Annotated in this window: 15 protein-coding genes, 2 tRNA genes and 1 riboswitch; of the genes, 11 read left to right on the top strand and 6 right to left on the bottom strand. The window is 59.3% G+C overall.

The annotated features are described in order from the left end of the window. Nucleotides 1-20 precede the first annotated feature (20 nt). Nucleotides 21-1115, top strand: coding sequence for a hypothetical protein (locus tag HMPREF1147_RS09260; RefSeq protein WP_009658712.1), 1095 nt, complete (start codon nt 21-23; stop codon nt 1113-1115). Between the two features lie 114 nt (nt 1116-1229). Here HMPREF1147_RS09260 and HMPREF1147_RS09255 read toward each other — a convergent pair whose 3' ends face one another. From HMPREF1147_RS09255 to HMPREF1147_RS09240, 4 genes are all read right to left on the bottom strand, one after another. Beyond that, nucleotides 1230-2702 (bottom strand): MATE family efflux transporter, encoded by a 1473-nt coding sequence (locus HMPREF1147_RS09255; RefSeq protein WP_009658638.1) that lies wholly within the window; start codon nt 2700-2702, stop codon nt 1230-1232. A gap of 126 nt (nt 2703-2828) precedes the next feature. Then, a complete protein-coding gene (locus HMPREF1147_RS09250) occupies nt 2829-3635 on the bottom strand; it encodes a MetQ/NlpA family ABC transporter substrate-binding protein (RefSeq protein WP_009658637.1) in 807 nt (268 codons plus the stop codon). A gap of 24 nt (nt 3636-3659) precedes the next feature. Beyond that, the gene (locus HMPREF1147_RS09245) at nt 3660-4313 is read right to left on the bottom strand and encodes a methionine ABC transporter permease (protein WP_009658697.1); all 654 of its coding nucleotides are present in this window, start codon (nt 4311-4313) and stop codon (nt 3660-3662) included. Continuing rightward, entirely contained in the window at nt 4282-5334 is a 1053-nt protein-coding gene (locus HMPREF1147_RS09240; protein WP_009658633.1) for a methionine ABC transporter ATP-binding protein, read from the bottom strand. Before HMPREF1147_RS09240 ends, HMPREF1147_RS09245 begins: the two co-directional genes overlap by 32 nt. 181 nt (nt 5335-5515) lie before the next feature. Next, nucleotides 5516-5671: riboswitch (molybdenum cofactor riboswitch) on the top strand. Nucleotides 5672-5772: 101 nt separating this feature from the next. Here HMPREF1147_RS09240 and HMPREF1147_RS09235 point away from each other — a divergent pair. From HMPREF1147_RS09235 to HMPREF1147_RS09205, 7 genes are all read left to right on the top strand, one after another. After that, nucleotides 5773-6903 (top strand): ABC transporter substrate-binding protein, encoded by a 1131-nt coding sequence (locus HMPREF1147_RS09235; RefSeq protein WP_037351378.1) that lies wholly within the window; start codon nt 5773-5775, stop codon nt 6901-6903. 56 nt (nt 6904-6959) lie between these two features. Next, entirely contained in the window at nt 6960-7922 is a 963-nt protein-coding gene (locus HMPREF1147_RS09230) for an iron ABC transporter permease (protein WP_232208076.1), read from the top strand. Further along, a complete protein-coding gene (locus HMPREF1147_RS09225) occupies nt 7919-8695 on the top strand; it encodes an ABC transporter ATP-binding protein (protein ID WP_009658709.1) in 777 nt (258 codons plus the stop codon). Before HMPREF1147_RS09230 ends, HMPREF1147_RS09225 begins: the two co-directional genes overlap by 4 nt. A gap of 212 nt (nt 8696-8907) precedes the next feature. Then, nucleotides 8908-9792, top strand: a complete 885-nt coding sequence (locus HMPREF1147_RS09220) for a YecA family protein (RefSeq protein WP_232208075.1) — start codon at nt 8908-8910, stop codon at nt 9790-9792. A 268-nt stretch (nt 9793-10060) separates the two neighbouring features. Continuing rightward, on the top strand, nt 10061-13813 hold the full coding sequence (gene rpoB, locus HMPREF1147_RS09215) for a DNA-directed RNA polymerase subunit beta (protein WP_009658616.1): 3753 nt from the start codon (nt 10061-10063) through the stop codon (nt 13811-13813). Between the two features lie 50 nt (nt 13814-13863). Then, nucleotides 13864-17859 (top strand): DNA-directed RNA polymerase subunit beta', encoded by a 3996-nt coding sequence (gene rpoC, locus HMPREF1147_RS09210; protein WP_198002991.1) that lies wholly within the window; start codon nt 13864-13866, stop codon nt 17857-17859. Nucleotides 17860-18156: 297 nt separating this feature from the next. Next, entirely contained in the window at nt 18157-18711 is a 555-nt protein-coding gene (locus HMPREF1147_RS09205; RefSeq protein ID WP_009349530.1) for a biotin transporter BioY, read from the top strand. A gap of 419 nt (nt 18712-19130) precedes the next feature. On the opposite strand, the gene HMPREF1147_RS09200 is transcribed toward HMPREF1147_RS09205, so the two are convergent. Then, the gene (locus HMPREF1147_RS09200; RefSeq protein ID WP_369791748.1) at nt 19131-20654 is read right to left on the bottom strand and encodes a subtype B tannase; all 1524 of its coding nucleotides are present in this window, start codon (nt 20652-20654) and stop codon (nt 19131-19133) included. 136 nt (nt 20655-20790) lie between these two features. Further along, entirely contained in the window at nt 20791-22038 is a 1248-nt protein-coding gene (gene sstT / locus HMPREF1147_RS09195; protein WP_009658665.1) for a serine/threonine transporter SstT, read from the bottom strand. A 213-nt stretch (nt 22039-22251) separates the two neighbouring features. Between sstT and HMPREF1147_RS09190 the strand changes: the two genes are divergently transcribed. The 3 genes from HMPREF1147_RS09190 to HMPREF1147_RS09180 all read left to right on the top strand — a co-directional run bounded on the left by HMPREF1147_RS09190 (nt 22252) and on the right by HMPREF1147_RS09180 (nt 23904). Continuing rightward, nucleotides 22252-22326 (top strand) — tRNA-Gly (locus HMPREF1147_RS09190). A 71-nt stretch (nt 22327-22397) separates the two neighbouring features. Further along, nucleotides 22398-22474 (top strand) — tRNA-Ile (locus HMPREF1147_RS09185). Nucleotides 22475-22536: 62 nt separating this feature from the next. Further along, nucleotides 22537-23904 (top strand): HD domain-containing protein, encoded by a 1368-nt coding sequence (locus tag HMPREF1147_RS09180; protein WP_009658642.1) that lies wholly within the window; start codon nt 22537-22539, stop codon nt 23902-23904. The last annotated feature ends 22 nt before the right edge of the window (nt 23905-23926 follow it).

Raw genomic sequence — 23926 nt, 5'->3', positions numbered from 1 at the left:
ATGTATGGGAGTGGCATTGGATGGATGAGTTTGCTTGGCGGGTGCGTTTGGCACGGCGGCGCAAGCAGAGCCGACAAAAGTTTCGCTTTGCAGCGGGAGTGATCGTGCTGACCGTCGCGGCGCTGGGGTGGTACCTCGGTTACTACATCCAGCGTCCCGCCTATGCGCTCGCACAGACGGCGGCGGCGCTCGAAGCGCACGATGCGGACGCGTTCCTCCGCCGCGTAAATGTGCAGGCGCTTGCGGACGCGGGCTATGATGATCTCACCTATGTGCTCTTTTCCCGCGATACGAATCTCAAGGAAAAGGAGCGCACCGCCTCGGGCAAGTTTTACGAAAATATCAAGGAATCCGTCGCGGCGGGGCTTGCGCGCTCCATCGAGGGGGGCGTGCGCACGGGAACGTGGGAGGAGCCTACAGGCGTCGATGCGCTCAAGGGACGTTCGCTCGGCATCGACTATGAGTATCTCATGGAGTGCAGTCATCTGCGCGATACGACGCTGCTGAGCATCGGGGAGATCACGCATGACGGGAGAGCGGCAACGGCGCAAATTATGGTGCGCGATGAGGGCACGGGACTGGAGTTCCCGCTCGAGCTGCGCATGGAGCACGGGAGCGGCGGCTGGCAGATCGTGCGCGTGACGAATTACCGCGCGTATCTCGAGGCGGTGCAGAGCGCGGCGAGCGTGGATCTCTCGCGCTATATCGAGGCAACGCGCCCCATCGTCGACCGCTACAACGGTGTGTTCCGCTCGATGCAGGGCGAGTTCCGGCACCTGACGGAGAATGCGCACGGCACCTATACGACCGAGCATCGCAAGGCGCTGATGCGGCTTTTGCAGGAGGATATGATCCCACTGCTGAAAAAATATCGCCGGGAGCTCGACGCCGTGGATGTGCCGCGCGGTGCCGCGTATCTCGCCGCACAGCGGCAGGCGGCGACGGATGCGTCCATTGCGGCGTACGAGAGCTTTGTGAAAGGTCTTGATACGGGACTGCCGGAGGACTTCGCCCGCGCGGAGAGTCTGCACAAGACGGCACTCACCTATGACCTGCGCGTCGGGGATATGATTCGCCGCGGCGCAGTGAGCAAGGAGACGCCCGCGACGCCGTAACGATGCGTTTTCCTATCGATGAAAGCATGATAAAACCGCCCCATACGCAGGAAACATGCGTGCGGGGCGGTTGTTGTGTGACTAGCTTTTCATCGGAACAAAGTAAAGATCACTTTACACCGCTTCCATCCTTCGCATCCTGCGCTTCCATCCCCAATAGAGGAGGGCGATCATGACGAGGAAGCTGGTATTGTAGGCGTTGTAGACGACGAGCATGGAGTGGATGCCGGCGAGATCCCACGCGCAGCACCATGCGACGCGAAAGAGGCTGTACGCGGCGAGCGAGGTGAGCATCGGATAGAAGGTGTCGCCCAGCCCGCGGATCGCGCCGATGTAGACCTGATTGATTCCGTAGAGCCAGTAGAACGGCATTGTCCAGTAGACGGCCTCAAGACTGTTGCAGACCGTTGCGGGATCGTCCGTAAAGAGGGCGATGAGCTCAGGGGCAAAAAAGGAAGCGAACGCCGCCATGACGAGCGATCCGCCGACCGTGAGCCGCAGGCTTGCCCGCACGCCCGCGCGGACGCGATCTGGCTGCTTTGCCCCCACATTTTGCCCGATGAAGCTCGTCAGCGCGATGCCAAACGCGAACAGCGGATAGTAGAGAAATCCCTCGACACGCGCGTAGACCGTCATGCCCGCCATCGCCGCATAGCCGAACGAGTTGATATACCCCTGGATGACGAGCGAGGAGATGCTCATAAAGACTGCCTGCATCCCCGCGGGGATGCTCGTGTGAACGATCGGTGCGAGATAACCCGCGTGAAAGAGCGGACGGCGCAGGCGGAACTGCCATACGCCATGCAGGTGAAAAAATTTTTGCACGACGAGCGCGGCGGCGACGTACTGCGAGACGACGGTCGCGATCGCCGCACCCATGATGCCGAGCGGGAAAACGATGAGGAGGAGCACGTCGAGCGCGATGTTGAGGATCACCGCGACAAAGAGGTAGCGGAGCGCGCTGGTCGTGTTGCCGAGCGCACGCAGGACGGCGGTTGCCGTGTTGTAGACGAGCTGCGCGAGCATCCCAAGGAAGGAGATCTCGAGGTACGCGGCGGCGAGCGGTATAATGTCCTCCGGCGTGTTGAGCCCCGTGAGCATCGCGGGGATGAGCGCGAGCCCACCGAGCGTAAAGACAACGGAGAAGAGCAGCACGACGACGAAAATTGTCTGCACGAGCGTATTGAGCTTTTCATAGGACTGCTCGCCGTAGAGGTGTGAGACGAGCACACTCAGCCCCGCCGAACCGCCGATGAAAAAATTGACGATGACGGAGAGGATGAGACTCGCCGTCCCGACGGCGGCAAGCGCCTCCGCACCGAGCGTTTGCCCGACGATGGCCGTGTCGGCGATGGTGTAGAACTGCTGGAGGAGCTGCGAGAGCAAAATCGGCAGCATGAACACGAGCAGCTGCCGTACGATCGGCCCGCGTGTAAAGTCCTGCTGATCCGCGCTGTGAAAGAGCAGAACGTGCAGGTGATGCAGATTGTGATGCAGAAAGTCATAGGTGAGCGGATTGTGGATGCCGTAGATACGTTCTTGACATTTGATCGCACAGAGACGACACTTGATGCTGCTGATGTTCATAATGAGATATTTTATCACAGAATCGAGGAGGCTGCACGAACATTATGGGGGATAGGCATTTTTCTCGCCAAACAAAAAGACTGCCGTATCTATGTGCGGCAGTCTTTCTGACTGTGGGGCACTTCCTCAGAATGCGGGAAGGATGGCGCCTTTGTACTTGTCGTTAATGAAGTTCTTGACGGTGTCGGAGTGAAGCGCCTTGAGCAGCGCCTTGATCTCGGGACGCTCCTCGTCACCCTGACGGATGGCGATGATGTTGACGTACGGCGAGGTCTTATCCTCCATGAAGAGGGCGTCGCGCGTCGGCACGAGATTCGCCTGCATTGCCCAGTTCGTATTGATGACGGCGATGTCCACGTCGTCGAGCGTGCGCGGGAGCTGTGGTGCTTCGATTTCCTTGAAGATTAGCTTCTTCGGGTTCTCTGCAATGTCGCTGAGGGTTGCCGTCTCGCCGGCGCCGTCCTTCAGTTTGATGAGACCTGCGCGCTGGAGCAGGAGGAGCGAACGCCCGCCGTTCGTGGGATCGCTCGGGATAGAGACCTGAGCGCCTTCCTTGAGCTCGTCGAGCTTTTTGATCTTGTGCGAGTAGATCCCCATCGGTTCGATGTGGACGCCGAGGACGTTCACGAGCTTGACCTCGGGATGCTCCTGCATGAAGTTCTTCAGATACGGCTCATGCTGGAAGAAGTTCGCGTCGATTTCCTTGTCGTTCGTCGCGAGGTTTGGCTGCACATAGTCGTTGAACTCGACGATCTCGAGCTTCACACCGTCCTTTTCGAGCTCGGGCTTGATCGCCTCGAGGATCTCGGCATGGGGGACGGGGGAGGCGCCGACCTTGACGACCTTCTCCGATTTGGCGTTATTGTCTCCGCCGCCGCAGCCAACCATAGCGAGTGCTGCAATTGCGAGGACGAGGGTGAGCAGTTTTTTCATAGAGTACCTCCTTGTGGATAGAGATTACCTTTTATTCAGACGTGCGGCGAGGGCATTGCCCGCAAGCTGCACGAGCTGGACGAGGATGATGAGGATGACGACGGTCGCGATCATGATGTCGGGGCGGAACCGCTGGTAGCCGTAGCGGATCGCGAGGTCGCCGAGCCCACCGCCGCCGATCGCGCCCGCCATGGCGGATTCGCCGACGAGAGCGATGACGACGGTTGTGAGCTGACTGACGATGCCCGGCATGGACTCGGGGAGCAGCACGCGCGTGACGATCTGCATCGGAGTGGCGCCCATGGCGAGCGCGGCTTCGATGAGACCGTGCGGCACCTCGCGCAGAGACGTCTCGACCTGTCGTCCGATGAAGGGGACGGAGGCGATGACGAGCGGCACCATGGCGGCGGTTGTGCCGATGGCGGAGCCGACGATGAGACGTGTGAGCGGGATGATGGCGACCATGAGGATGATAAAGGGGACGGAACGCACAGCGTTGACGACGGCGCCGACGGTGCGGTTCACGCCCGGGGCGTCGAGGATCTCTCCCTTTGCCGTGACGTGCAGGAGCACGCCGAGCGGGATGCCGACGGCGCTCGCGATGATCATGCTGACGAGCACCATGTAGACGGTTTCGCCCAGCGCCTTAGTCAGCAGGGGCATCATTTCGGCGGACATAGCCGATCACCTCCTGTTTCAAATGCTGTGCGGACAGATACGAGATCGCCGCGTCGATCTCCGCGGTTTCGCCGCGCAGACCGATGATCATGCGCCCAAAGGGCTGATCCTTCATCTGGTCGAGCGTGCCGAAGAGCATCGTGACCTCGATATCGGGGAACAGGCGGATCATGTCGGCGAGTACGGGATCATCCGCGTTCTCGCCGAGGAAGGTGAGCCGCAGGAGCATGTAGCTGCCCGGCGTCGGCGACGCCTCGATCGGGTTGCCGCGGAACGCCGTCGGCAGGTCGTTCGAGAGCAGAACGCTGATAAATTCCTTCGTAATCGCTTGCCGGGGCTCGGTAAAGACATCTACAACGTCGCCCTCCTCTGCGATGACACCGCCGTCGAGCACGGCGACGCGGTCGCAGATGTCCTTGATGACCTGCATCTCGTGCGTGATGACGACGACCGTCAGACCGAGCCGGCGGTTGATGTCGCGGATGAGCGCGAGGATGGACTTCGTCGTCTGTGGGTCGAGCGCGGAGGTTGCCTCGTCACACAGCAGCACCTTTGGATCGCCCGCGAGCGCGCGCGCGATGCCAACGCGCTGTTTCTGCCCGCCCGAGAGATGGCTCGGATACGCGTCCGCCTTGTCCGCGAGACCGACGAGCGCGAGGAGCTCCGTGACCTTTGGGCGGATCTCCTCGGCGGAGCGTCCCGCGAGCCGCAGCGGAAAGGCGACGTTGTCGTAGACAGTCGCCGAGGACAGCAGGTTAAAATGCTGAAAGATCATGCCGATGTGGCGGCGCTCTTCGCGCAGTTCGCTCTCGCTCATCGCAGTCAGATCGCGTCCGTCAATGATCACCTCACCGCTTGTTGGGCGCTCGAGCAGATTGATGCATCGGATGAGCGTGGATTTGCCTGCGCCCGAGAGTCCGACGATGCCGTAGATCGTGCCGCGCTCGATGCGCAGATTGATGCCGCGCAGGGCGTGGACGTCGTCCGCGTATGTTTTAATGATATTTTTGAGTTCAATCATATACAGCCCTCCTTTGGGCAAGGTTAGAAACAAACGTAGCACAGACGAGAACTTTTGTCAATGTTTTCGGACGAATGCGAGAGGCTTTGCGCAACTTTTTTCAGATTTTTATCGGATGGGAAAAAGGCGGTGCAGATACTTGTATTGTGGACACCCTCATGCTATACTAATGAAAACTCCATAACGAGGTGTTTTTCGAGCCGTCGGCGCCTACGGCTTTGCTATGGCGCGGCGGCCTGACCGGGATTTTCACGGTCACGGGGGACGGATTGGAAACGGACGCCCCTTCCGCGGGCGCGCAGCGTCTGCATTGTAAAGGAAAACCGGCAGGAGCATGGTGCGCTTTTTCGCGTGCAGTCGATGCCCCCGGATTTCCGGCGGGCATTTTTTGATGCCCGGGCGATGGGATTTCGGCACATGCCGAGAAAGGGGAATTCAATGAGGGCAGGAACAGAGTTCATGCGGCGCATCTCGGCGCTGCTCGCGTGCGCGGTCACTGCGGCGGCCCTGCTCACGGGCTGCGGGCAGACGGCAAAACAGGCGGCGGAGCAGACCTCTGCACAGGAGACGTACAAGTTTACGGATCAGGCGGGAAACGCGGTCGAGGTCAAGGCACCCGTCGAGCGCATGGTCGTCCTCCAGCATCATTCGCTCGACATCATCTGCCAACTCGGCGGACAGGACAAGATTGTCGGCGTCGAGTCGACGTGGCAGCGCGATCTCGGCGACTACATCGCGGACATCTGGCCCGCGATCAAGGAGATGAAAACACCCGGCACGCTCTCGCAGCCCAACATCGAGGAGATCGCCGCGCTCAAGCCCGACATCGTGATCGTCGCCTCGCAGTCGGATCAGGCATCCGCGGCAAAGCTGCGCGAGATGGGCATCCCCGTTGCGGTCATTTCTCTGCGCGGCGAGGGCAAGCAGGCGGAGGCGCAGAATCCGCGCCTTTCCAATGCGGACAAGGCGTATACGGACGGGCTGCATAACGCGATCGAGATCCTCGGACACCTCACGGGACGCGATGCGAAGGCAAAGGAGCTCTGGGCGTTCGCCGAGGAGAGCCGCGCGATCGTCGAGAAAGCGGTCGGCGACATCCCCGATGCGGAGCGCGTGACGGCGATCCCCGTGTCGAGCAAGCACATGGTCTACGGCAACGATAAATATGTCGGCTGTATGCTTCTGCGCGCGGGCGCGGTGAACCCGGCGGCGAAGGACATTCAAGGCAACGGCGAATACAACGTCGAGTCGCTGGCAAAGTGGAACCCCGACGTCATCATCTCGCAGGATCGCTATCCCGAGGTCTACAAGGAGCTTACGACCGATCCCGCCTATGCACAGCTGCGCGCTGTGCAGAACGGGAACGTCATCAACGCGCCGTACTGGGCAAAGCCGTGGGGCAACCCGGACGCGGATTCCGTTGCACTCGGCGAGCTGTGGCTCGCGCACATGTTCTACCCGAGCAAGGTGAGCGCGGACGTTGTGCTAGAGCGCGCAAAGGCGTTCTACGAGACGTTCTACGGCGTGCCGTTCACGGGCACGGTGGATGCGGGAATCAAGGCAAAATGACGGGAACAAAATTGTTCACCCATGGGGGGCGGGGCGCACTGTGCGTCCTGCTCCCTTTGGCGTGTATCCTATTTTCACTGACACTCGGAGCGTACTATATCCCCGTGGAGCACGTCTTTCACATCCTCACCGCAGACGTGACAGGGACGCTTCCCGCGGATATCATGCCCATGGAGGTCTCGATGATCTACGACGTGCGCCTGCCGCGCGTCGTCGCCGCCGTGCTCGCGGGCTGCGGGCTGGCGGTCGCGGGCGGCGTCTTTCAGGCGCTCTTTGGCAACCCGCTCGCCAGTCCCTACACCCTCGGCGTCAGCAACGGTGCGGGCTTCGGCGCGGCGCTTGCCATCGTGCTCACGACGAGCGCGGCGGCGGTGCAGATCTCTGCGCTCGCGTTCGGCATCGTCTCGGTCGGGCTGACCTTCCTCCTCGCAGGGCGCAAGAGGAGCGCGCCCGTGACCATGATCCTCTCGGGGATGCTTGTCAGCGCTTTTTTCTCCTCGCTCGTCGCGCTGCTGAAATTCACCGCCGACCCGCAGGAAAAACTCCCGCAGATCGTCTACTGGCTCATGGGCTCGCTCGCGAGCGTGCGCTATGACGGCCTGCTGCTCGTCCTGCCCGCGTATATCGCCGCACTCGCGCTGCTCCTCCTCTATCGCTGGCGCATCAATATTCTCAGCATGGGAACGCAGGAGGCGCGCTCGATGGGCGTCTCCGTTACGCGCGACCGCGCCCTCATCATCCTCGCGGCAACGCTCCTCACCTCGCTCGTCGTCAGCTTTTCCGGCATCATCGGTTGGGTCGGCATCGTCATCCCGCACCTCGCGCGCATGATCACGGGACCCGATTTCCGCCGGCTCATGCCCGTCTCCGCCGCGCTCGGCATCGTCTATCTCCTCGTCATCGACGACCTGTGCCGCACACTTACCTCGCTCGAGATCCCCATCGGCGTCATCACGGGCATCGTGAGCATCCCGATCTTCATCTATTTTATCCTGAAAAAGAAGGTGCGCTGGTCATGAAACTCGAAGCGGAGCATTTACATTTCGGCTATGACGCGGCGCGCACGATCCTCGAGGACGTCTCGTTCGCGCTCGGCGGCACGGGCGTCTACTGCATCCTCGGCAGGAACGGCACGGGCAAGAGCACCCTCTTGAAATGCCTCGTGGGCGAGCTGCACGCCGCGGGGCGCATCCTCTTTGACGGGAAAGAACGCGCCGCGTACAGCGACCGTGAGATCGCGCAGAGAGTCGCCTATATCCCGCAGTCGCACACGCCCACGTTTCCGTTCCGCGTGCTCGACGTCGTGATGATGGGACGCACCGCGCACATGGCGTATTTCGCCTCGCCCGGCGCGCGCGAGGAGGAGATCGCGCGGCATCATATGAACTTTCTCGGCATCGCGCATCTGGCGGAGCAGCCCTATACGAACATCTCGGGCGGCGAGCGGCAGCTCGTCATGCTCGCCGCCGCGCTCACACAGCAGCCCGCGTTCCTCATCCTCGACGAACCGACGGCGCATCTCGACTTTGGCAACGCACAGCGCTTCCTCGACCTCGTCCTGCGCCTGAACGCCGAGGGACTCGGCATCCTCATGACCTCCCACTTTCCCGATCACGCCCTCTACCTCGGCGCCGAGACCCTCGTCATGAAGGATAAGAACCTCTGGAGGCACGGTGCGGCGGCGGATGTCATCGACGAGGAGAGCATGACCGCCCTCTACGGACTCCCCGTCCACATCGGCAGCATCGGCACACGCAGCGTCTGCGTCGGCGGAGAGATCGGGGAGCGATAAAAGTATTTCTATTTGATGGAAGATCGAGTACAATAGAAGTGCCGAAAGCATGTTATGGATCGTGGAGGAAGCAAATGCCGGATAAAAAGAACAATGAAATACCTGTGGAGGAAATACCGGATATATATGATCGTCGGACGTTGAATCAAATGTATCGGGAGATCCCCCTGAAGGATACGACCTCCCGCCTTTTGCGGAAATATTTCGCTGCGATGGCAAATCTCTACGGCATTATCCCTCTGACCGAGGCGTATAAGATTGCAAAACATTTCAGCCCGCGCAGCTTTTCCGAGGAGGAGTTCTTTGACTTTGCGGAGATTGCCCGGCATGAGGACGGCAATTATGGAGTCCTTGGAGCAGAGAATCTTTATACCGACGGTCGACCGAGTGCACCGCGTGATCGCGAGATCGTCAATCTCGATTTGATGGAGCCGGTTCGGACGGATAAAATCGCCTATTACGACACCAAAGAATTTCAGTATGGGAAGACATATTATATTCCGTCTACGAAAGAAGACTTACTTGCTTATATGGATGAGTACTATGTTGAGGTGACGCCGGAATATACCGCGTTTGACCGGTTTTTACGCGCACATTACGTCCCAAAAAAGAAAATCATCGGTGTAGATCTCGCCGTCAAGGCACTATTTATTGCGATTCGTATCGATGTGGACATGAATACGCTGATGGATGACTTTGCGTTGTATGGGTTTATACTGCGTGACGATGACGACTTCGCTAGATTTGCGGAACTCTATCAAAATCATGTCAATAATGCACGGCTTTTTAGCAATTGCGGCTATACACCGAATGAGATCCGAGCGATGCAGCCGACGGAATACGATAAAAACGCGACGATCAGCATCGGGAAAAATATGCGGGCAATGCTCGAAAACGGCGAACTTGATATCTATGACCTGCGCCGCAGTATTATGGAGCAGGAGTTCCCGAACGAACGGATGCGGGACAGCCTCTTGGAGCAGATTGACGAAATCCTGGCAGGAAGATCACCGTCTGCTAAGAGCAAAAAGATCGGCCGCAACGAGCCGTGTCCCTGCGGCAGTGGGAAAAAGTACAAGAAATGCTGTGGACACTAGAGTATACATCCAATTTTGAAAAACGAAAAAACTTCGCCGTAACCCTTGACATGAAAATTAGTATGTAGTAAGATATGATGACCTATTGACGTAAGTATGGGGTTCGTGCGCCTTTTTTGGCTTTTTAGAAAGGATTTGGGGACTGCCCTTCGGGCATTTCCACGGGAGCAAGGTATTCGGACGGTTGCCTTGTTCTTTTTGTGTCTTTTTGCATAAGCCGCGGCGCTCGTTCTCATCAATATAATCCAGCGAAAGGGTGACAGCGTTCATGTTCAATCCTGTGTCGGTCGGTCGTCGCACCCGGTATAGCTATGCGCGCATCAAGGAAGTTATGGAGATGCCGCATCTGCTCGATATTCAGCGGACGAGCTATCGGTGGTTCTTGGATGTGGGACTCGGAGAGATTTTCCGCGATATTTCCCCCATTCAGGATTTCTCGGGGAATCTCATCCTTTCCTTTGAATCGTTTGCGCTCGGCGCACCGAAATACGATCTCGACGAGTGTAAGGAGCGCGACGTAACGTACGCCGCGCCGCTTCGCGTGAATGTGCGTCTCGTCAACCGCGAGACGGGCGAGATCAAGGAGCAGGAAGTGTTTATGGGCGATTTCCCGCTCATGACGGACACGGGGACGTTCATCATCAACGGTGCGGAGCGCGTCATCGTCAGTCAGCTCGTGCGCTCTCCCGGCGCGTATTACGGCGTGGAGATCGACACAACGGGCAAGGAGCTCTACAACGCAACGGTCATTCCGAACCGCGGCGCGTGGATCGAGCTCGAAACGGACGCGAACGATGTCGTGTCCGTGCGCATCGACCGCACCCGCAAAATGCCTGTGACCTACCTTATCCGTGCGCTCGGCTACGAGACGGACAGCGATATTCGTGCGCTTTTCGGTGACGATCCCCGCATCCTCGCGACGATTGAACGCGATACGGATGAGGTCAAGACACGCGGCAAGGCGGTCATTGAGATCTACCGCCGCCTGCGCCCGGGCGAGCCGGCGAATGAGGACAATGCGCGCCAGCTCCTCGAGGTGCTGTTCTTTGATCCGCGTCGTTACGATCTGGCGACAGTCGGTCGCTATAAACTGACGAAAAAACTCGGCTGGCGGCGCCGTCTGCTCGGGAAGGTACTTGCCGAGCCGGTCATCGATAAGGAAACGGACGAAGTCGTATTCCCCAAGGGCGAGGCGATTACGCAGGACATGGTGGACGCCGTGAGTGAAGAGCGTGAGAAAATGCTCTTCGGCGACGGCGAGCTCGTCGCGCTCAGCGTACAGAAGGCGGACGGCGAGGTCTACCGGATGCTCTGCGCGCCGACGCGCGACTATCAGTACCGTACGATCACACGCGAGGATGTCATGGCGTCGATCAGCTATCTGCTCGGTCTTATGGACGGCTTCGGCAATACGGATGACATCGATCACCTCGGCAATCGCCGCGTGCGCGCGGTCGGAGAACTCCTGCAGAACCAGTTTCGCATCGGTCTGTCTCGTATGGAGCGTGTCGTGCGCGAGCGCATGACGATCCAGGAGACGGACAGTATCACGCCGCAGGGGCTCATCAATATCCGCCCCGTAGTGGCGGCGGTGAAGGAGTTCTTCGGCTCCTCGCAGCTCTCACAGTTCATGGATCAGCACAATCCGCTCTCGGAGCTGACGCATAAGCGCCGTCTCTCGGCGCTCGGCCCGGGCGGGCTCTCGCGTGAACGCGCAGGATTCGAGGTGCGTGACGTCCATAACTCGCATTATGGGCGTATGTGCCCGGTGGAATCGCCGGAAGGCCCGAACATCGGCCTCATCGGCTCGCTCGCAAACTATGCACGCGTCAACCGGTTCGGATTCATGGAGACCCCGTACCGCCGCGTGGACAAGGAGCATCACCGCGTTACGGACGACGTGCGCTACCTTACGGCGGACGAGGAGGACGAGCTCATCATCGCGCAGGCGAACGAGCCGCTCGATGAGAACGAGTACTTTATAAATGAGCGTGTCACGGCGCGGTTCCATGAGGAAACGGGGCTGCATCACCGCGACCGCGTGGACTATATGGACGTGTCGCCGCGTCAGGTCTTTTCAATCGCGACGGCGATGATCCCGTTCCTCGAGAACGACGATGCGAACCGTGCGCTCATGGGTGCGAATATGCAACGCCAGGCGGTACCGCTCCTGAAGACACAGGCGCCGCTTGTCGGCACCGGCATGGAGTACAAGGCTGCCTGTGACTCAGGCGTCATGGTACTTGCACGCCGCGGCGGCGTCGTTACGGATGTCGCTGCGAATGCTGTTACCATCAAGACGGATGAGGGCGCGTTCGACAACTATAAACTGCAGAAATTTGTCCGCTCGAACCAAGCGACCTGCATCAATCAGCGTCCGCTCGTCTATGAAGGGGAGCGCGTTGTGGAAGGGCAGCCTATTGCGGACGGACCTTCGACGGACAACGGTGAGCTCGCGCTCGGCTACAATATCATCGTGGCGTATATGCCATGGGAAGGCTACAATTACGAGGACGCGATCCTCCTCAGCGAGAACCTCGTGAAGCGCGACCTCTATACCTCGATTCACATTGAGGAGTACGAGTGCGACGCGCGCGATACGAAGCTCGGCCCCGAGGAGATCACGCGCGACATCCCGAATGTTGCGGAGGAGGCACTCAAGGATCTCGACGAGGAGGGCATTGTCTCCATCGGCGCCGATGTGCGCCCCGGTGACATCCTCGTCGGCAAGGTTACGCCCAAAGGCGAGACGGAGCTGACGGCGGAGGAACGCCTCCTGCGCGCGATCTTCGGCGAGAAGGCGCGCGAGGTACGCGATACTTCGCTGCGCGTGCCGCACGGTGAGGGCGGAAAGATCATCGACGTGAAGATCTTTACGCGTGAAAACAATGATGAACTGCCGCCCGGCGTCAACCGTCTCGTGCGCGTCTACATCGCGCAGAAGCGCAAGATCTCGGTTGGCGACAAGATGTCCGGGCGTCACGGGAACAAGGGCGTCGTCTCGCGCATCATGCGCCAGGAGGATATGCCGTTCCTGCCGGACGGTACCCCCGTCGATATCGTACTGAACCCGCTCGGCGTGCCGTCGCGCATGAACATCGGGCAGGTGCTCGAGACGCATCTCGGCATGGCGTGCCGTGTGCTCGGACAGCGCATTAAGGACGGCGATCCGACGGTGGAGGGCGACCTCCGCGCGGCGGGCTACAATTTTGACGTGAACGGAATGCCGAAACCGGATGAGGCGGGCATTCATATCGCAACGCCGGTTTTTGACGGTGCGGGCGACGACGATGTGTTCGGCACGATCCGCGCGGCAGGACTGCCTGCCGACGGCAAGACGGTGCTCTATGACGGGCGCACGGGCGAGCCGTTCGAGAACCGCGTTACGGTCGGCTGTGTTTACATGCTGAAACTGCATCATCTGGTCGACGATAAGATTCATGCGCGTTCCACGGGACCGTACTCCCTCGTCACGCAGCAGCCGCTGGGCGGCAAGGCACAGTTCGGCGGACAGCGGTTCGGCGAGATGGAGGTCTGGGCGCTCGAAGCATACGGCGCCGCATACACGCTCCAAGAGATCCTGACGGTGAAGTCCGACGACGTAGTCGGCCGCGTGAAAGCATACGAATCGATCGTTAAGGGAGATAATATCCCCGAGCCGGGCGTCCCAGAGTCCTTTAAGGTGCTCATCAAGGAACTGCAGGCGATCGGACTTGATATCAAGGTGCTCAACGAGGATGCGAAGGAAATCGCGATCCGCGACGAAGAGGACGAGGATATCGGCGAGAAGGCGCGTTCCCTCGATCTCGATGTGGAAGGCGTTGACGAAAACGGCGCACCGCCGCCGCCCCCCGTATATGACGAGGGGGATGATGCGGAGCAGGGCGAGGATATTCCCGATGAGGACATCATCGCGCATATCGGCGGCGCGGACGAAGAACTGTCAGATGATATGGATACGATCCTGCACGGCGGGCTTGACGACATCGACGTGCCGAATGAGGACGATTCGGAGTTCTGATTTTAGGAAGGGAGTGACATCTGTTGCTGGATGTAAACAATTTTGACTCAATGCGGATTGGACTCGCTTCCCCCGATAAAATTCGTGAGTGGTCGCACGGCGAGGTCAAAAAGCCGGAGACCATCAATTACCGTACGCTTAAACCGGAGCGTGACGGCCTCTTCTGCGAGCGCATCTTCGGCCCGACACGCGACTGGGAATGCCACTGCGGCAAGTATAAGCGCATCCGCTACAAGGGCGTCGTCTGCGACCGCTGCGGCGTCGAGGTCACGCGTGCCAAGGTGCGCCGCGAGCGCATGGGGCATATTGAACTCGCCGCGCCCGTCTCGCATATTTGGTATTTCAAGGGGATCCCGAGCCGCATGGGGCTGATCCTCGACGTATCACCCCGTTCGCTCGAAAAAGTCCTCTATTTCGCCTATTATATCGTCGTCGATCCGGGCGAAACGGATCTCAAGAAGAAAGACCTTCTTTCCGAGCGCGAGTATCACGAAGCGCTGGAGAAATACGGCAATACCTTCCGCGTCGGTATGGGCGCGGAGGCAGTGAAGGAGCTGCTCGAAGAACTCGATCTCGAGGCGATGAGCGAGCAGCTTAGGAACGATGTGCGCACAACTTCCGGTCAGAAGAAAGTGCGTGCGATCCGCCGCCTTGAGGTGGTCGAGGCGTTCCGCAAATCCGGCAACCGTCCGTCGTGGATGATCATGGACGTCGTTCCGGTCATTCCGCCCGACCTGCGCCCGATGGTGCAGCTTGACGGCGGTCGCTTTGCGACGTCTGATCTCAACGACCTCTACCGCCGCGTCATCAACCGCAACAACCGCCTGCGTCGTCTGCTCGACCTCGGCGCGCCCGACATTATCGTGCGCAACGAGAAGCGGATGCTCCAGGAAGCGGTCGACGCACTCATCGACAACGGCCGCCGCGGGCGCCCTGTCACAGGACCCGGCAACCGTGCGCTCAAATCCCTCTCAGACATGCTCAAGGGAAAGCAGGGGCGGTTCCGTCAGAACCTCCTCGGCAAGCGCGTGGACTACTCCGGGCGTTCCGTTATCGTCGTCGGTCCCGAGCTGAAACTTCATCAGTGCGGTCTGCCGAAGGAGATGGCACTCGAGCTCTTCAAACCGTTTGTCATGAAAAAACTTCAGGCGGACGGTGCAGCGCACAACATCAAATCTGCGAAGCGCATGGTTGAGCGCGCGCGTCCCGAGGTTTGGGACGTACTCGAGGGTGTCATCAAGGAGCATCCCGTGCTCCTCAATCGTGCTCCGACGCTCCACCGTCTCGGCATTCAGGCATTTGAACCGGTGCTCACCGAGGGGCGTGCGCTGAAGCTTCATCCGCTTGCATGTACGGCGTACAACGCCGACTTTGACGGCGACCAGATGGCGATTCATCTGCCGCTTTCGGCAGAGGCGCAGACCGAGGCGCGTGTCCTCATGCTGGCGGCGAATCACATTCTCGCCCCCAAAGACGGCAAGCCCATCATCGTTCCTTCGCAGGACATGGTGCTCGGCTCCTATTACTTGACCAAACTCAAGCCGGGAGCGAAGGGTGAGGGCAAGGTCTTTACGGGGACGTCGGAAGCTCTGCTCGCTTATCACCAAAAGAGCCTTGATCTGCAGGCGGAGATCCGTGTGCGTGTTGAGGGCTACGGGCTTGTCCGCAGCTCGCTCGGACGCCTTATTTTCAGCGAGATTCTGCCCGAGGAACTGCGCCACTATCGTCAAGATCCCGAGACGGGCGAGTGGAGCCTCGGCGTTCTGATGAACAAGAAAGAGCTCGGCAAACTCGTCGCAAACTGTTATGACCACTTCGGCGCAACCAAGACAGCCGAGGTCATTGATCATGTGAAAAATCTCGGCTACCACTATGCCTGCATTGCGGGCATGACGGTCGCCGTGTCCGACGTCATTGTACCGCCGAAGAAAAAGGAAATCATCGCCGATACACAGGCGCGCGTCAACAAGGTGGAGCGCCAGTTCGGGCGCGGTCTCATCACCGAGGACGAGCGCTATAAGAAGGTCGTCCAGCTGTGGACGCAGGCGACGGATGACGTGGCGGACGCCATGATGGAAAACATGGATCCGTTCAATCCCATCTTCATGATGGCGGACTCCGGCGCGCGCGGCAACAAGCAGCAGATGCGCCAGCTCGCCGGAATGCGCGGGCTCATGGCTGACCCTTCCGGTAAAATCATCGACCTGCCGATTACGGCGAACTTCCGTGAGGGACTTTCCGTTTCCGATTACTTCATCTCTTCGCACGGCGCGCGCAAAGGTCTTGCCGACACGGCGCTGCGCACGGCGGACTCGGGCTATCTCACCCGTCGTCTCGTCGATGTCGCGCAGGATGTCATCGTCCGCGAAGAGGACTGCGACGTCTCCGCGATCAACCTCATGCAGGTGCGTGCGCGGCTTGCAGAGTCCACATTTGACGCGCTTGAGCTCCTCGTAGAGAGCCTCATGGGACGTCTTCTTGCCGCAGCGGTTTACGATCCCAAGACCAAGGAAGTCCTTTACCCGCGTGATACCGTTCTCACCGATGAGGTGCTCGAGGCGATCGGCGAACACAATATCCGTGAAATCATGGTGCGTGGTTCCTCCGTCAATGTCGAGGGTGCCGTCAGCAACGCCATGATCACCGAGAGCATCGCGCTCGGCGAACCTGACGCGAAAAAACGCAAAAAGGATCGTGCGGCGGTCATTCGCGAACTCAGCGGCAAGGAAGTCGTGCGCGACGCTGCCGAGGGTGACGGCACCGTGCTCGCAGCAGAGGGGACAACGCTCACGGATAAACTCGTCGAGGCGATCCTCGACTCCGAGGTGCATGAACTCCATATCCGCAACAATAACGTCCGCGGCATCGAGGTCGAGGCGATCACCGAAGGCTCCGGCGTCATCGAGTCGCTTGCCGACCGCATCGTCGGGCGTGTGCTCGCCGAGGATATCATCGACGAAGCGACAGGAGAGAAGATCGCCTCCATCAACGACCCCGTCGACGAGGTACTTGCAAAACGTATCGAAGGTGTCCGGAAGCGTGTCTCCATCCGCAGCGTGCTGACCTGCAAATCGCAGTTCGGCGTCTGCATGAAGTGCTACGGACGCGACCTTGCCAATCAGGCGGAGGTCGAGATCGGCGAGGCGGTCGGCATCATTGCCGCACAGTCCATCGGCGAACCGGGCACACAGCTCACGATGCGTACGTTCCACTCGGGCGGCGTCGCGGGCGACGATATCACGCAAGGTCTGCCGCGTGTTGAAGAGCTTTTCGAGGCGCGTAAGCCCAAGCACAACGCGATCATCGCGGAGAACGAGGGTGTCGTCGCCATTGAGGATACCGGCAAGGGAATGCGCACGGTCACGATCACCTCGCACGAGGGCGTGCCGCGCGAATACAGCGTACCGTTCGGCGCGCGCATGGCGGTGCGCGACGGTGCGGAGCTGAAACCCGGCGATAAGATCACCGAGGGCTCTATCAATCCCCACGACATCCTGCGCGTCTGCGGACTGCAGGCGACCCAGCGCTACCTCGTCTACGAGGTGCAGAAGGTCTACAAGTCGCAGGGCGTTGAGATCAACGACAAGCACATCGAGGTCATGGTGCGGCAGATGCTGCACAAGGTCAAAATCGAAGAGGCGGGAACAACCGACTTCCTGCCCGGCGAATACATCGAGATCAACGCGTTCGAAGCCGCCAATACCAAGGCGATCGAGGAGGATGGCGAGCCTGCCGTGGCAAAACCCATCCTGCTCGGCATCACAAAGGCATCGCTCGCAACGGACTCCTTCCTCTCGGCGGCATCGTTCCAGGAGACGACCCGCGTCCTCACGGATGCGGCGATCAAGGGGAAGATCGATCCGCTCGTCGGCCTCAAGGAGAACGTCATCATCGGCAAGCTCATCCCTGCGGGCACGGGCATGACCCGTTACCGCAATCTCGACATCATCGATCACGCGCCGCAGCCTGTGGCGGAGGAGATCGAAGAAGAGGAAGAGGTATACGAAGAGGTGGATTTGTCGCGCCTTGAGCATCTCAATAATTAAAAAGGTGACGCGGGATTTTCGCGCCTAGCGTCATCATTTTCGACGGACGCTTCGTCGACGTAGGCTTCATCTACGCCTTCCTTGCGTTCGTCTTAATTCCTAGCTATGCATCGAAACTTCCACGTCACTGAGGTTACGGTGTTGACGCGGGATTTTGGCGCATAGCTGTGTCACCGTGAAAAACCTACGGGTTCAGAATACAAAGAGGCCGTCAACACGGATATAAAAACCGGTTGACGTTCTCTTTTTTTGTGTGTAAAATAGCGAAAGAATTTATAGATAGGAAGTGTAATTTTTATGTCACAATATGACGACAAATTCTTTTCGATTCGCAATACCACGCGGATGGCGCTGTGCATCGCGCTCATCTGCGTCAGCGCCTACATCGCGATCCCCGTGCCGTTCATGGCGCCGCTCACGATGCAGACCTTTGCACTGTGTCTCACGGCACTCGTCCTGACGCCCGCGCAGACTGCCGTCGTGCTCGTCGGCTATACGCTGCTCGGCGCGGTCGGTCTGCCGGTCTTTGCGGGCGGCGTCGGCGGGCTTGCAATTATTTTTAGTCCGCGCGGCGGATTCTTCCTCGGGTTCCTCATCGCTTACACTCTAATGAGCTTCCTCAAGGGGGATCGCCCGTCGTTTGCGCGCTATGCAGTCGTCGCCGTCCTCGTCAGCGTCCCCGTGACCTATATCTTTGCGACGCTGTGGCTCGTCGTTCTCTTCGGGGACAAATTCGCCGGCATCGCCGCCGCGTTCGGTGCGCTTGTCCAGTATGTGCCGGGGGATATGATCAAGGCGGCGGCTGCGGCAGGGTTGGGGGTGTCGCTGAATCGCCGCCTTAAATATCTGTGACGCGCGATCTTGGCGCCTAGCGTCGTTATTCGTCGAATCCTGCGCTCGACGTAGGTCTTAACTACGCCTTCGCTTGGATTCTCCTCATGCCTAGCTATGCATCCAAGCTTGCGCGTCACTTGGGTTACAGTAGTGTGACTGTGACGCGGGATTTTGGCGCATAACTGTGTCACTGCGAAAAATACGGCGCTCGACGTAGCGCTTTAACTACGACTTCGCTTGTATTTTTCTTGTTCCTTGTTCTGCATCCAAACTTCCGCGTCACTTGGGGGCAGTATTAGGCGTGACGCACGATCTTGGCGCATAACTGTGTCACTGCAAAAAACTCAGTTGCTGCCCGGAAGAGCGGACTGCCGATACAGCATCAAAAATCCCGGCATACGCTGCCGTCGTATACCGGGATTTTTCTATGCCAATTCTTATTTACAAATACGGTCGATCCATGCAAACAATTCGTCCAGATCGTAATCGCCGGCATGGCCGTATCCCCATGGAACGGCAAAGTCCACATCAATTCCTGCGTTCATAAGGCGCAGGGCGAGAACGGCAGGGATGGGGAGCGCCGTATCACGATCTTTGGCGCCGTGCCGAATGCGGAAGTGCGGTGCGGTTCGTACGCCGTTTGCGCCGATATAGTTCAGCGGGTTCAACATACGGATGTTCGCAGCGGGAGCGAGTGCGCCGTGCGTCGTATCATATTTCCGGGAAAACTTGGTGAAGTGGCGGGGAACGTTTGTCTCCGTGCCGAACTCATCATTTTCGCCGGAACTAAGATCGAATTTATCAAAGGCGGGAGTCGCTTTCAGACGTGTCGCCCAGCGCGCATATGCGGCAAGATCGACGTCTGTGACGCGGCCGTTTTGTACGGTAAACCAATCGGCGCCGTCCAGGGCCGCGTTATTGTCAACTGCATACTGTGCAGAAGTGCGGTAGAGCCCTTTGATGTATTCCGCAAAGGTGCCCGTGCCGTCGGAGCAGAGCTGCAGCACGCTGCCCGCAGCGTCTTTCAGTCTGAGACTGTTGAGGTAGCGGGGGAAGTCCTTTTTTAAGCATGCAGAGGCTGTGATTTGCTCTGCGGTCATCGGTACTGCAGATGAGGTTTCCGTGGGGGCATTTGCAGGGCGGTTCGTTACCGTGGCGCCCTCTTGATTTTCCGTGTGCAGGGCAGGGGCGGGAGCTCCCTGATGATAATCGTTGATGCCCGAAAAGATCCATTCGTATGCCATGTCGGCATGCTCGAGATTGGTAATAGGGCAGTAGCAGCTGGCGGCAAAAATATCGTCGCGCGCACCCGCCGCACCGATCTCGGCAAGAGCTGCCGTATAGTCCGGGCTGTTGCCGGTTGCGCCAAGAAGCGCCGACAATGCGCCGCCTGCGCTTGTTCCGTTTGAAATGATCCGCTCCGTATTTCCCGCGGGCAGACGTGCGGCGTTGTAGCGCAGATAGCGGACAGCGGCTTTATAGTCCACGATGAGCGCGGGCGCTTTGCCGACATACACCCCCTGTGCGTCGGTGTTCGTACGCCCCCGTATCGCCGGAGCGGCGACAACCAGTCCGCGGGAGAGTGCGGTAAGCGCTGTGTTTGGGGCGCCCGACATACGTGATTTTTCCTGAGGCTCTTCGATCTCTCCGGGCATATAGCCGCCGACTCCGTTCGGCATGAAGATGGGAGCGGTCGCTGCCGTATAGCCGTTTACCGTGCCGCCTGTCAGATACGCGGCAGGGATAAAGATGCTCATACTTTGATGTGCGGCATCTTTGGGGCTCGACACATAGGGAATGTTGCGGTACGCACGGAATGCAACGGGCGTGCCGTTGAGCGACAGTACTTCGTCCGTATAATTTGTGCGGTCAAAGATAAGTGACGTCACGCTCGGCTCGGCGGCCGCTGCGGCGCCTGTCCCTGCGGTGCCGCTCATCGGAGCCGCCGACGTATTTCCCATGCAGGTACAGCTCAATAAAGCGCTGAGGACACCGACACGGATGAGCTGTAGATTGTTCACGGCAATCACCTTTCTATACAGGGGAGAAAGTAATAAGAGGGATACGGTGCTGCCCGTATCCCTCTTATTATATGATTTAGTTTTTTGGCGTCATGTCCTCCGCCGTCAGTGTGCCCGCCTTAGCGCGGTCGGCGAATTCCGCCGTTGCGGTGAAGAGGACGTCGGTGGAGCTGTTGAGTGCGGTTTCGCACGAGTCTTGAAGGACGCCGATGATGAAGCCGACGCCGACGACCTGCATGGCAATGTCATTGCTGATGCCGAACGAGGAGCAGGCGACGGGGATGAGGAGGAGCGAGCCGCCCGCAACGCCCGATGCGCCGCACGCGCCGACGGTGGCGATGAGGCAGAGGAGGAGCGCGGTCGGCAGATCAACATGAATACCGAGCGTATATGCCGCGGCGAGTGAGAGGATCGCAATCGTGATCGCCGCGCCGCTCATGTTGATGGTCGCGCCGAGCGGGATGGAGATGGAGTAGATTTCTTCGTTGAGACCAAGGCGTTTGCACAGCTCCATGTTGACGGGGATATTTGCCGCCGAGCTGCGCGTGAAGAATGCGTAGATGCCGCTCTCGCGCAGAGTCGTAAAGACGAGCGGGAACGGGTTGCGGCGGATGTGCAGCCAGACGATGATGGGGTTCATGATGAGCGCGACGGAGAAGAACGCGCCGAGTAGGACGGCGAGGAGCTGCAGATAGCTGATGAGGGCGTCCACGCCGCTCGTTCCAACCGCATCCGCAACGAGTCCCATGATGCCGAAGGGGGCGAACCGTATGACCCACAGGACGATTTGCGTCATGACGACGGCGAAATCGTGCACGGTGTTCTTTGTGGTCGGATTCGCTTTTTGCAGTGCCAGACCTGCGAGAATGCTCCACGCGAGGATGCCGATGTAGTTGGCGTTTGCAATCGCGTGCAGAGGATTGTCCACGACGTTGAGGATGAGGTTGTGCACGACCTCGACGATGCCGCTCGGCGGCGCAACAGCAGTATCGGCGACGACGAGATGCAGCTGCGTCGGGAAGAGGAAGGAGAACGCGACGGCGACCACGGACGCGAGGAACGTCGCGATGAGGTAGAGCCGTACGATCGGTTTGAGCGCTGCGCCGGCGCCGACCGTGCGCTGCGCCATGGCGTTCATGACAAGGACAAAGACGAGGATCGGCGCGACGCCTTTGAGCGCGCGGACGAAGATGTCGCCGAGCACGGAGACGGCGGGAATCATCGCGGGCGCATAGAGCGCAATGAGAATGCCGATGATGAGACCAATAGCGATCAGCTTGATGAGTGCCGTCTCGCGGTACTTGCGGCTGATGTTCCTAAACAAAGAAACTCCCCCTTTATGATTGAGAAAAATATTCCTCATTATAGCAGACTTTGAAATCCTTGTCACTACAACGCGGCTGTATACCTGATTTCACGGCAGAGAAGGGAAATGGGGGGGCGCGTATTTTCTTAGTTTGTAAAATTTTCTTGACAGAACGGGAGCTTTCTTGTTAGAATAATATCCGTTGATTGACCGATGTTGTCGGCGCAGGATGCGGAAGTAGCTCAGTGGTAGAGCACCACCTTGCCAAGGTGGGGGTCGCGAGTTCGAGCCTCGTTTTCCGCTCCATCGCTTACCTGACCTGCGCAATGCGCAGGTTTTTTTGAAAAGCGGAGAACGTGCTGTTCCTCGCTGCATAGGGGCCTATAGCTCAGTTGGTTAGAGCAACCGGCTCATAACCGGTCGGTCCTTGGTTCAAGTCCAAGTGGGCCCACCATAGAGGTGGAAGAGCATCGCGCAGGTGATGCTTTTTTTATTTTCTTGAAAGGAGGGGAGGATATGACGGAATCTCTGTTTGTGGAGGCGGTGCGGTCTGCGGGCGCGCGCGTTTTTCGCGTGGGCGGCTGCGTGCGGGATGCCTTTCGCGGGGCGGCGGCGCACGATATGGACTATGTGCTGACGGGGATGGAGGAGAGATGCTTTTGTGCGCTCTTTCCGCGTGCGGAGAAGATCGGAAAGGCGTTTCCGGTCTACCATGTCTACATTGACGGGCGGCGCACAGAGGTGTCCTTTGCGCGCAAAGAAGTCAAGACGGGCGCGGGCTATCGCGGGTTTGACGTCATGTTCGACCCTGCGGTGACGATTGAGGAGGATCTTTACCGGCGCGACACGACGATGAACGCGATGGCGCAGGAGCTGCCGGAGGAGCGGCTCGTCGATCCCTACGGGGGGCGCGCGGATATTGCGGCGGGCATCATTCGCGCTGTGTCGGCGCATTTTATCGAGGATCCCGTGCGGGCGCTGCGCGCGGCGCGGCAGGCGGCGGCGTTCGGCTTTATGGTCGAGGCGAGGACACTTGCCTATATGCGTTCCTGCGCGGAGGAACTCCAAAAAGAGCCGAGTGAGCGTACGATGGGAGAGCTGCGCCGTGCGCTCGAGGTGTCGCGTCCCTCCGTGTTTTTCCGCGTGCTCGACGCGGCGGAGCTGCTTGACGTGACCTTTCCTGAGATCGCGGCGCTCAAAGGAAAGACGCAGCCGGTCGAATTTCATCCCGAGGGGGACGCGTTTGAACATACGATGTCTATTGTCGATGCGGTTGCGGCGGCGACGGACGACGTGATAACGCGGTTCACGGGGCTTGTGCACGACATCGGCAAGGGGGAGACGCCCGCGGAGATGCTGCCGCACCACTACGGGCATGAGAAGGTCGGTCTCGATGTGCTCGCCGCGTGGAACAGGCGCATGACGCTGCCGCACACATGGATGAAGGCGGCGTCGTTCGTGATCCGTGAGCATATGCGTGCGCCGCGCCTCACGCATGTCGGCAAGATTGCCGATCTCCTGCTCGGCGTCGGGCGGTCGGGGCTCTCCATGGAGCAGTTCACCGCCGTCATCCGCGCGGATCACGGGACGCTGCCGGATTACCTGACGCACGGGGCGGAGTACCTTGCCGCCATGCTGCGCGTAACGGGCAGGGATGCGCCCGCGCATCTCGTCGGTGCACAGATCGGTGCATGGCTGCGCGAGGAGAGAATCCGCACGCTGCGGAAAATTTTAGCGGAGCGCCGCGCGGATCCTTTTTATTCGGCAGAAAATATGGCGGTGCTCTCCTGCAGAATCGCCGATATAAAAGCAGGGAGAAACGTTTCCGAACATGATCCGGTCGAGGTGAAGAGCGGGGCGGACGTCCCTCAAAACGAGAAATAAAATATGATGAAAATATGTCTCC

Origin of the sequence: Selenomonas sp. FOBRC9 (assembly GCF_000287655.1) — a bacterium.
Lineage (GTDB): Bacteria > Bacillota > Negativicutes > Selenomonadales > Selenomonadaceae > Centipeda > Centipeda artemidis.
This window is presented reverse-complemented; position numbering and strand designations above follow the sequence as displayed.